The sequence below is a fragment of the Amycolatopsis sp. NPDC058340 genome (assembly GCF_042723975.1).
In the GTDB taxonomy this organism is placed as follows: Bacteria; Actinomycetota; Actinomycetes; order Mycobacteriales; family Pseudonocardiaceae; genus Amycolatopsis.
On record NZ_JBHXIB010000045.1, the window covers coordinates 41,558 to 50,642 of the forward strand.

The window sequence follows — 9,085 nt, forward strand, 5'->3', positions numbered from 1 at the left end:
CCCCTCACGGACCGAGGCCCTCACGGACCGAGGCCCTCACGGACCGAGGCCCTCACGGACCGAGGCCCTCACGGACCGAGGCCCTCACGGACCGAGGCCCTCACGGACCGAGACCCACACGCGAAGAGCAGCGAAGCCCCGAAGCCCCCTTCTCTTCGATTGACTTTTTCAACACAGGCCCCCTGACGACGCAAAGTGTCCAAAGCGGACCGCTCACGCTCCGGCGGCGTCCGGAACTGTCGGAGCCCCGGCCGACACTCGCCCCATGTCCAAACTCCTGGATCTCCTCATCCCCGCCCGCTGCGCGTCCTGCGGAGCACCCGGCGCGCCCTGTTGCGCGATCTGCCAGACCGCCTGGGGTTCGCTCAGCGAGATCATCCGCGGCCCGACGGCCGGTCTCGTCCCCGTCTACGCCCTGGCCCCCTACGCCGACGACGCCCGTCGCCTGATCCTCGCCTACAAGGAACGCGGCCGCCGCGACCTCGCCCCCTCGTTCGGCCGGGCCGTCGCCGAAGCCCTCGTCCAGTTGCCGGAGCCGGAACCCTGCCTCGTCCCGGTCCCTTCGCGACGGTCCGCCGCCCGTGTCCGAGGTGGACCGCATGTCCGGCGAGTCGCCGAGGAATGCGTGAAAGTGCTGGCGGGCAAGGGAAAACCGGCGACGGTCGCACCCGTACTCAGGCTCGGGGCCGGTGTCCGTGACGCGGTGGGGCTCACCCGTGCCCAGCGGGCGGCGAACCTCCAAGGCCGCATTCGGCTGGTCGCGGGAGCTTGCCGGGAGAAGGTCGTTCTTCTTGACGACGTGATCACAACCGGAGCGACCGCCGCCGCTTGTACGCGCTTTTTGGACATAAGAGGAATTCACGTTTCCGCGGTGGTAGCGCTGGCCGCCGCCGGGTGATCGGGAGGTCACCTACAAGAGTGATGAATGATCGGGAACGGGAATGGGTACACGGGCGTTGACGGGATATGAGGGACCTTCTGGGGAACACTCCGACGGCCCGCCACTCCACCGGGGTGGCGGCGGATTCCCTCGGGCGCCGCGCCCTAGGCACCCTCCGCATTTTCCTGTCCGATGGCTTGCGCCGTACGCGTGAAAACAAATCACGGGGACGACGCCCGACAAGCCGGATTGTCCCGCTGGCCACACGGTCGTCGTCGCGTGCGGTGACGAGGTCTCACGTCCTGATATCCCCCGGCTCGGGGGCTGTTGCTCGCGGCGTGATGCAGCTAACGTGCAGCGCTATCAGCAATCCCGGCAGGCAGGGAGGTGACCAGCCCATGTCCCTGGCGCCGGAGCCGCGCTGAGTCCGCGCTCGGACATCCGACACGAGACGTCGTGGCCGTATGCCGAGTTCCCTCATCGCCCGCGATCCGGGCTTCGTCCCCGCATTACCGGCGCCCTAGTGAACACATCTACAGCTCGCAGTCATTTCAGCGAGGGAGGTCGTGTATGGACATCGTCGTTAAGGGCCGCAACGTGGAGGTGCCCGACCACTATCGGGCACTCGTCAGCGAAAAGCTGGCCCGGCTAGAGCGCTACGACAAGAAGGTCATCCGTTACGACGTGGAGCTCTTCCACGAGCCCAATCGCCGGCAGTCGAAGAACTGCCAGCGCGTCGAAATCACCGGGAAGGGCCGTGGCCCCGCCGTACGCGCCGAGGCGTGTGCAGGCGACTTCTACGCAGCGCTGGATTCCGCACTGAACAAGCTCGAGAACAGGTTGCGGAAGACACACGACCGCCGGCGCGTGCACTACGGCCGCAGCCGCCCGGAATCCGTCGCCGAGGCGACTTCGATGGCGGCCGCCGGTGGCATGACCACCGACACCCGACATCTGGCGGGTACCGCTGTACTCGAAGCGCCGGAGGCCGAACCCATGGCCAACGGTTTCGCTGTCGAGGGCGGTGACTTCGAGATGCCCCAGCAGCAGCGCTGGGATGACGGGGTGACCGAACACCAGCCCGGTCGCGTCGTCCGCGAGAAGAAGCATGACGCGGAGCCCATGACGGTCGACCAGGCTCTCTACGAGATGGAACTGGTCGGTCACGACTTCTATCTGTTCAACGACTCCGACGCCGGATGCCCGAGCGTCGTCTACCGGAGGCGAGGGTTCGACTACGGCGTCATCCGGCTGAGCTAGCCGGCCACTACTGCCCTGACGGCGGCCCGCACGCGTCCCGTGCGGGCCGCCGTCATGTCCGGATCAGGCACGACCTGCCCCCGTCTCGTCAGGTACCGACAGACGGTGCGTGCGCGAACACCGAGGTGTTCCCTACGATGGGGGCGGACGGTGGTGCGTTACCAGGCACCACCGCGGACGAGATTGCCCGGGACCGGCTCGGGTGCGATCACAATCAGCTAGTGAGGTCGACCGGATGGTGCTGAACCGCCTGCTCCGCGCGGGCGAGGGCAAAATGGTGAAGCGGCTGCGACACATCGCCGATCACATCAACACCCTCGAAGACGACGTCAAGGACCTTTCGGACACCGCGCTGCGGGCCAAGACCGAGGAGTTCCGTAAACGGCACGCGGACGGCGAGTCACTCGACGACCTCCTGCCGGAGGCGTTCGCGGTGGCGAGGGAAGCGGCTTGGCGCGTGCTCGGCCAGCGCCCCTACGACGTCCAGCTCATGGGCGGTGCCGCGCTGCACCTCGGCCAGGTCTCCGAGATGAAGACCGGTGAGGGCAAGACCCTGACCCAGGTCCTCCCCGCGTACCTGAACGCCGTTTCCGGCAAGGGTGTGCACGTCATCACGGTGAACGACTACCTCGCCAAACGTGACGCCGAGTGGATGGGCCGTATCCACCGCTTCCTCGGCCTCGAGGTCGGGGTCATCCTGGCCGACCAGACGCCCGAGGTCCGCCGCCAGCAGTACGCCGCCGACATCACGCACGGCACGAACAACGAGTTCGGCTTCGACTACCTCCGCGACAACATGGCGTGGAGCCTCGAAGACTGCGTGCAGCGCGGCCACAACTTCGCGATCGTCGACGAGGTGGACTCCATCCTCATCGACGAGGCCCGGACGCCGCTGATCATCTCCGGCCCGGCCGACCAGTCCTCGCGCTGGTACGTCGAGTTCGCCCGGATGACCCCGCTGATGAAGCCGGACATCCACTACGAGGTGGACATCCGCAAGCGCACCGTCGGTGTCACCGAGAAGGGTGTCGCCTTCGTCGAGGATCAGCTCGGCATCGACAACCTCTACGAGGCCGCGAACACGCCGCTGGTCGGCTACCTGAACAACGCGCTGAAGGTCAAGGAGCTCTACAAGCGCGACAAGGATTACATCGTCCGTGACGGCGAAGTCCTCATCGTCGACGAGTTCACCGGCCGCATCCTGCACGGCCGCCGCTACAACGAGGGCATGCACCAGGCGATCGAGGCCAAGGAAGGCGTCGAGATCAAGGCCGAGAACCAGACGCTCGCCACGATCACGCTGCAGAACTACTTCCGGCTCTACGACAAGCTGGCGGGGATGACCGGTACCGCCGAGACCGAGGCGGCCGAGTTCCACCAGACCTACAAGCTGGGTGTGGTGCCGATCCCGACGAACAAGCCGATGGTCCGCGCCGACCAGGCCGACCTCATCTACAAGACCGAGCAGGCCAAGTTCGAGGCCGTCGCCGAGGACATCGCCGAGCGGCACGAGAAGGGCCAGCCGGTGCTGGTCGGCACCACGAGTGTCGAGAAGTCCGAGCACCTGTCGAAGCTGCTGCTCAAGCTGGGTGTCCCGCACGAGGTCCTCAACGCCAAGCACCACGACAGGGAGGCCCTGATCGTCGCCCGCGCTGGGCGCAAGGGCGCGGTCACGGTCGCCACCAACATGGCCGGCCGCGGTACCGACATCGTGCTCGGCGGCAACCCGGACATCATCGCCGACGAGGTGCTGCGCGACCGCGGCCTCGACCCGGTGGAGCACTCCGAGGAGTACGAGGCCGCCTGGCCGAAGGTGCTCGAAGAGGTCCAGGCCGACACCAAGGCCGAGGCCGAGGAGGTCCGCGAGGCCGGCGGGCTGTACGTGCTCGGCACCGAGCGGCACGAGTCGCGCCGGATCGACAACCAGCTCCGCGGTCGTTCCGGCCGTCAGGGTGACCCGGGCGAGTCCCGGTTCTACCTGTCGCTCGGTGACGAGCTCATGCGCCGCTTCAACGCGACGATGGTCGAGCGGGTCATGACCACCATGCGGCTGCCGGACGACGTGCCGATCGAGCACAAGATGGTCTCCAAGGCGATCAAGAGCGCTCAGACGCAGGTCGAGCAGCAGAACATGGAGATCCGCAAGAACGTCCTCAAGTACGACGAGGTCATGAACGAGCAGCGCAAGGTGATCTACGCCGAGCGCCTGCGCGTCCTCGAAGGCGAGGATCTGCGCGAGCAGATCGAGCACATGCTCGTCGACGTCATCAACGCGTACGTCACCGAGGAGACCTCCAGTGGCTACGCCGAGGACTGGGACCACGAGAAGCTGTGGACGGCGCTGAAGCAGCTGTACCCGGTCAAGGTCACCTGGGAAGAGCTCACCGAGGACGACGACCTCGACGCCGACAAGCTGCGTGAGGCGCTGCTCGAAGACGCCCACCGCGCGTACGACGAGCGCGAGGCCGAGATCGACGGCAAGGTCGGCGAAGGCGCGATGCGGAGCCTGGAGCGTCAGGTGATGCTCACCGTGCTCGACCGCAAGTGGCGTGAGCACCTCTACGAGATGGACTATCTCAAGGAGGGCATCGGCATGCGTGCCCTGGCGCAGCGCGACCCGGTCATCGAGTACCAGCGCGAGGGCTACGACATGTTCCGCGCGATGCTGGAGTCGCTGAAGGAGGAGGCCGTCGGCTTCCTGTTCAACCTCCAGGTCGAGCAGGCCGAGCCCGCCGCCCCGGCGCCGGAGTCCGCGTCCGCGCTGCCCGCCGGTGTCGGTTCCGGGAACGGCCAGGCCGCGAACGGCGACGGCAGGCACGCCCGCCCGACGCCTCCGCAGGGGCCGGCGACCGACACTCAGTCGGTGCCATCCGCCTTGCGGGGCAAGGGACTCGGTGGCGGTTCGCAGTCCGGGCTGACCATGTCGGGCCCGTCCGAGGACGGTGGCGTCGAGTCGCATTCGGACAGTGCCGGCAGCACCGGTGGCGACCAGGGTGGCACCCGCCGGGAGCGTCGTGCCGCGCAGCGCGCCTCCCAGAAGAAGGGCAAGAAGGGCCCGCGTCGCTAAAGGCCCGAAGCGTGTGAAGGCCTCCTTCCCTCAGCCGGGGGAAGGAGGCCTTCGCGCGTATCAGGCCGCGAGCGCGGAGACGCGCCGCGGCGGCTTCAGCAGATGGAAACGGGTGCACACCCAGCCCGACGGCGTCCGCTCGAAGCGTGCGGCCAAGGCGAGGCATCGCCCGTTCTGCTCGACGGTCGCGCAGGCTTCGACGACGCCGTCCGCCGGATGACCCAGGTGGACCGACTTCGGCCGGTAGCCGCCGGCCGGACGGCGACGGCCGCTGTCGAGCAGCGCGCGGTGGAGCGCCGGGTCGAGGATCGGCCGCACCTGGACCGCCGGACGGCGGCCGTCACAGGCTTCGAGGATGGTGGTCAGCAGCCTGCCGATCCGGTTGCCGTCCGGAGTGTCCGGCGACGGCCGCGGTTCCTCCACGACGCGTTCCCCGGACAGCGGCAGGTCCAGCACGAGCTGGTTGTCCGGCGACGCCGCCCGGTGCACCAGATCGTCCGGCCTGCCGGCGACCCGGTACGGCGGTTCGTACGGTTCGAGCCGTCTCAGCACGTACGACTTCATCAAGCAGTCCCCCTCCGCGGCCCCCTCGGCCACGCCCAGCAACTAAGGGGCGGGCGGCGGCCCCGCCCGCGACAAGGACCGCCCGAGAGGATGAACCGTGCGGTGATCGCTTGTGTACGGTGGGCCGGTGCTGAAAGGGCTGGTCGTCGACTACGCCGGGGTGCTCACCGATGTGGGCGCGGACGAGCTGTACGCCTTCCTGCTCTCGGCGCGGGAGCGCGGTGTCAAAACGGCCTTGCTCTCGAACGCCCCCGGCGCGTCGGACGAGGCCAAGCGGTCACTCGGCCCGTTCTTCGACGCGCTCGTCTTCTCCGGCGAAGTCGGCGTGGCCAAACCCGACCGCGAGGTCTACCTGCTCACCGCGGGACTGCTCGATCTGCCCGCCGACCGGTGCGTGTTCGTCGACGACGCCGCGCACAACGTCCGCGCGGCGGTCGCGGCCGGGATGGCGGGGGTGCACCACACCTCGGTCGAGGAGACGCTGACCGAGCTCAGCGCCTTGTTCCCGAAGCCTTAGCCCGGCGAACCAGCTCGAAGGAGAGCACAGCGGCGGCCGCCGAGACGTTCAGGGACTCGACTTCGCCGGGCATCGGGATCGACACCCACTCGGTCACCAGCTCGCCGACCTCGGCGCCGACGCCGTTCGTCTCGCCGCCCAGCACGAACGCCGCGCGCTGCGGCAGCTCGACGTCGAACACCGAGCTGCGCGCCGAAGCGCCCAGCGCGTAAATCCCGTAGCCGGCTTCGGTGAGCATCTCGGCCGCTTCGCGCGCGCTGCCGCATCGCAGCACCGGCGCGCGGAACGCGACCCCGGCCGAAGCCTTGACCACCATCGGGTCGAGGGCGGCGACCCCGCGCCGCGGCACCACGACCCCGTCCAGCCCGGCGGCGGTCGCCGTGCGCAGGATCATCCCGACGTTCGCCGGGGTGGTGATGCCGTCGAGCAGCAGCACCCGCGACGGCGGCCTGCCGTCGGACAGCGCCGCGTGCAGCGACCGCATCCGAGGGGCGACGACGTCGGCGAGCACGCCCTGGTCCTGCTTGCCGTTGCCCGCCAGCACCTTGACGCGATGCGCGCTCGCCCGCTGCACCGGCACCCCGGCGGCCTTGGCGGCCCGCTGGATCTCGGCGGCGTTCGGCCCGCGCACGGTGTCGGCGAGGATCACCTTGTCCACCTCGAGCGCCGCGTCGTCCAATGCCTCGAGCACCGGTTTGCGGCCGTACACCGTCAGGAACCGGTCCTTCGGCGAGATCACCGACTCATCACCCACACCGGCGAGTGTCCCACTATGTAAGGATCGGCCCATGCCCGACCGCCTCTCCGCGCTGGACGCCTCGTTCCTGTACGTGGAAGACCACTCGACCCCGATGCACGTCGGCGGGGTGGCGATCTTCGAGCGACCGCGCGAGGGTTTCACCTACGAGCGGCTGCTGGACCTGATCGGGCAGCGCCTGGCGTTCCTGCCGCGCTACCGGCAGCGGGTGCTGGAGGTGCCCGGCCACCTCGCCCGGCCGGTGTGGGTCGACGACGTCGACTTCGACCTGAACTACCACGTCCGGCGGTCCGCGTTGCCGCAGCCGGGCTCCGACAGCCAGCTGTTCGACCTCGTGGCGCGGCTGATGTCGCGGCGGCTCGACCCGGGAAGGCCGCTCTGGGAGGCGTACTTCGTCGAGGGGCTCGCGGGCGACCGAGTCGCGCTGGTGACCAAGACGCATCAGTCGGTCGTGGACGGGATCGGCACGATCGAGATCGGGCAGCTGATCCTCGACGCCACCGCGCAGGAGCCGGAACCGTTCGACGACACGTGGCATCCCCGCCGGGAGCCGAGCCGCACGCAGCTGATCCTCGACGCGGTCGCCGAGACCGTGCAGCGGCCGACGGAGCTGGTGGAGAACGTGCGCTCCATCGCCCACGACGCCACCGCGATGGCGGGCAAGGTCACCGAAACGGTCGGCGATGTCGCGTCGGCGCTGAAGACCATGGTGCATCCGGCGCCGTCCGGGCCGCTCAACGTCCGCACCTCCGGCGGCCGCATGTTCGCCGTGGTCCGCACGCGGCTGGAGGATTTCCGCAAGGTCCGCGCCGCGCACGGCGGCACGGTCAACGACGTCGTGCTCGCGGCGATCACCGGCGCGCTGCGGGAATGGCTGCTCTCCCGCGGTTCGAACCTGACCGCGACGACCACCGTGCGCGCGCTGGTGCCGATGGCCGTCCGCGACGCCGAGACGGCCGAGTATTCGACGCCGGCGCTGGTCGGGAACCAGGTCGACGCCTATCTGGTCGATCTCCCGGTCGGGGAGCCGAACGCGGTCCTGCGGCTGCAGCACATCGGGCACGCGATGGCGGACCACCTCGATTCCGGCCGCTCGGTGGCCGCGCGCGGGCTGCTGACGGTCGGCGGTTTCGCCCCGCCGACGCTGCATTCGCTGGGCGCGCGGGTGGCCGGGTCGATGTCGGGACGCATTTTCAACGTGCTGATCACGAACTCGCCGGGCCCGCAGGTGCCGCTCTACGCGGGACAGGCGAAGATGGTGGAGATGTTCCCGGTCATGCCGCTGGTGCGCAATCAGGCGCTGGCGATCGGGGTCACCTCGTATCACGGCGGTGTCTACTTCGGACTGAACGGCGATCGCAAGGCCGTGTCCGATGTGGACCTGCTCGCCGGGATGATCGAGGAATCGTTGGAAGAACTGAAGGGTGCGCACTGGTGAGGGTTTATCTGCCCGCGACGATCGCGATGCTCCGTGATCTCGAAACCGCCGGGGAGTTCCGGGCGCGCAGCGGCACGGGGTTCGCGCTGACCCCGGCGCTGCGGGAGTCCTACGCCAGCGGATCCGACGAAGAACTCGAGTACGCCGCGCTGCTCGACGCCGCCAGGGCGTCGCTCCGGCTGATCGCGGCGGAGGAGAAGCCCGAGCCGCGGCGGGTGGTGATCTCGGCCGACATCGACGAGGTCACGCTGCGCCCGGACCTCGACGCCGCCGTCGTCCGGCTGTCCGGGCCGGTGAAGATGGCCGACGTCGCCGCGATCCACGTCGACGCGGCCGAAGCCGCCGAGTCCGTGCAGGCCGCCGCCGCGGTGATCGACCAGGCCGACCTCGGCGATCCGGACGCCGAGTTCACCCTCGGCGACGCCGAAGACCACGAACTCGCCTGGTACGCGCCCCAAGAGCTCCCTTTCCTGCTGGAACTCCTGTGACCCCCTCGCGTTTCGTCCTCTGAATGCGGTCCGAGTGCCCCCCCCGGCCCGCCAGAATTGGGGGAAAACGGGACGAACACGGCAGGGCCGGGCCCCCGGCGTGGGGGGGGCCAC

General features: G+C 69.1%; 8 protein-coding genes. 6 read left to right on the forward strand and 2 right to left on the reverse strand.

The features are described 5' to 3' along the window. Positions 1-265: 265 nt before the first annotated feature. The 3 genes from ACFWIW_RS33195 (at position 266) to secA (ending at position 5,207) form a co-directional block, all read left to right on the forward strand. Positions 266-898 carry a ComF family protein gene (locus ACFWIW_RS33195; protein WP_378372092.1) on the forward strand — a complete coding sequence of 211 codons (633 nt, stop codon included), beginning with the start codon at positions 266-268 and terminating at the stop codon, positions 896-898. Between the two features lie 552 nt (positions 899-1,450). Continuing rightward, a complete protein-coding gene (gene hpf / locus ACFWIW_RS33200) occupies positions 1,451-2,140 on the forward strand; it encodes a ribosome hibernation-promoting factor, HPF/YfiA family (RefSeq protein WP_378372093.1) in 690 nt (229 codons plus the stop codon). Between the two features lie 235 nt (positions 2,141-2,375). Beyond that, positions 2,376-5,207, forward strand: a complete 2,832-nt coding sequence (gene secA / locus ACFWIW_RS33205) for a preprotein translocase subunit SecA (RefSeq protein WP_378372094.1) — start codon at positions 2,376-2,378, stop codon at positions 5,205-5,207. A 60-nt stretch (positions 5,208-5,267) separates the two neighbouring features. On the opposite strand, the gene ACFWIW_RS33210 is transcribed toward secA, so the two are convergent. Beyond that, positions 5,268-5,771 carry an Rv3235 family protein gene (locus ACFWIW_RS33210; protein ID WP_378372095.1) on the reverse strand — a complete coding sequence of 168 codons (504 nt, stop codon included), beginning with the start codon at positions 5,769-5,771 and terminating at the stop codon, positions 5,268-5,270. 112 nt (positions 5,772-5,883) lie between these two features. On the opposite strand from ACFWIW_RS33210, the gene ACFWIW_RS33215 reads away from it, so the two are divergent. After that, the gene (locus ACFWIW_RS33215; RefSeq protein ID WP_378372096.1) at positions 5,884-6,288 is read left to right on the forward strand and encodes an HAD-IA family hydrolase; all 405 of its coding nucleotides are present in this window, start codon (positions 5,884-5,886) and stop codon (positions 6,286-6,288) included. On the opposite strand, the gene ACFWIW_RS33220 is transcribed toward ACFWIW_RS33215, so the two are convergent. After that, positions 6,263-7,042, reverse strand: coding sequence for a TrmH family RNA methyltransferase (locus ACFWIW_RS33220; RefSeq protein ID WP_378372097.1), 780 nt, complete (start codon positions 7,040-7,042; stop codon positions 6,263-6,265). The two genes, ACFWIW_RS33215 and ACFWIW_RS33220, sit on opposite strands and share 26 nt — an antisense overlap. Positions 7,043-7,076: 34 nt before the next feature. Between ACFWIW_RS33220 and ACFWIW_RS33225 the strand changes: the two genes are divergently transcribed. Together ACFWIW_RS33225 and ACFWIW_RS33230 are read left to right on the forward strand one after the other, a co-directional pair. Then, positions 7,077-8,483 carry a wax ester/triacylglycerol synthase family O-acyltransferase gene (locus tag ACFWIW_RS33225; RefSeq protein WP_378372098.1) on the forward strand — a complete coding sequence of 469 codons (1,407 nt, stop codon included), beginning with the start codon at positions 7,077-7,079 and terminating at the stop codon, positions 8,481-8,483. After that, positions 8,480-8,971 carry a DUF6912 family protein gene (locus tag ACFWIW_RS33230; protein ID WP_378372099.1) on the forward strand — a complete coding sequence of 164 codons (492 nt, stop codon included), beginning with the start codon at positions 8,480-8,482 and terminating at the stop codon, positions 8,969-8,971. The genes ACFWIW_RS33225 and ACFWIW_RS33230 overlap by 4 nt, the downstream gene beginning before the upstream one ends. The last annotated feature ends 114 nt before the right edge of the window (positions 8,972-9,085 follow it).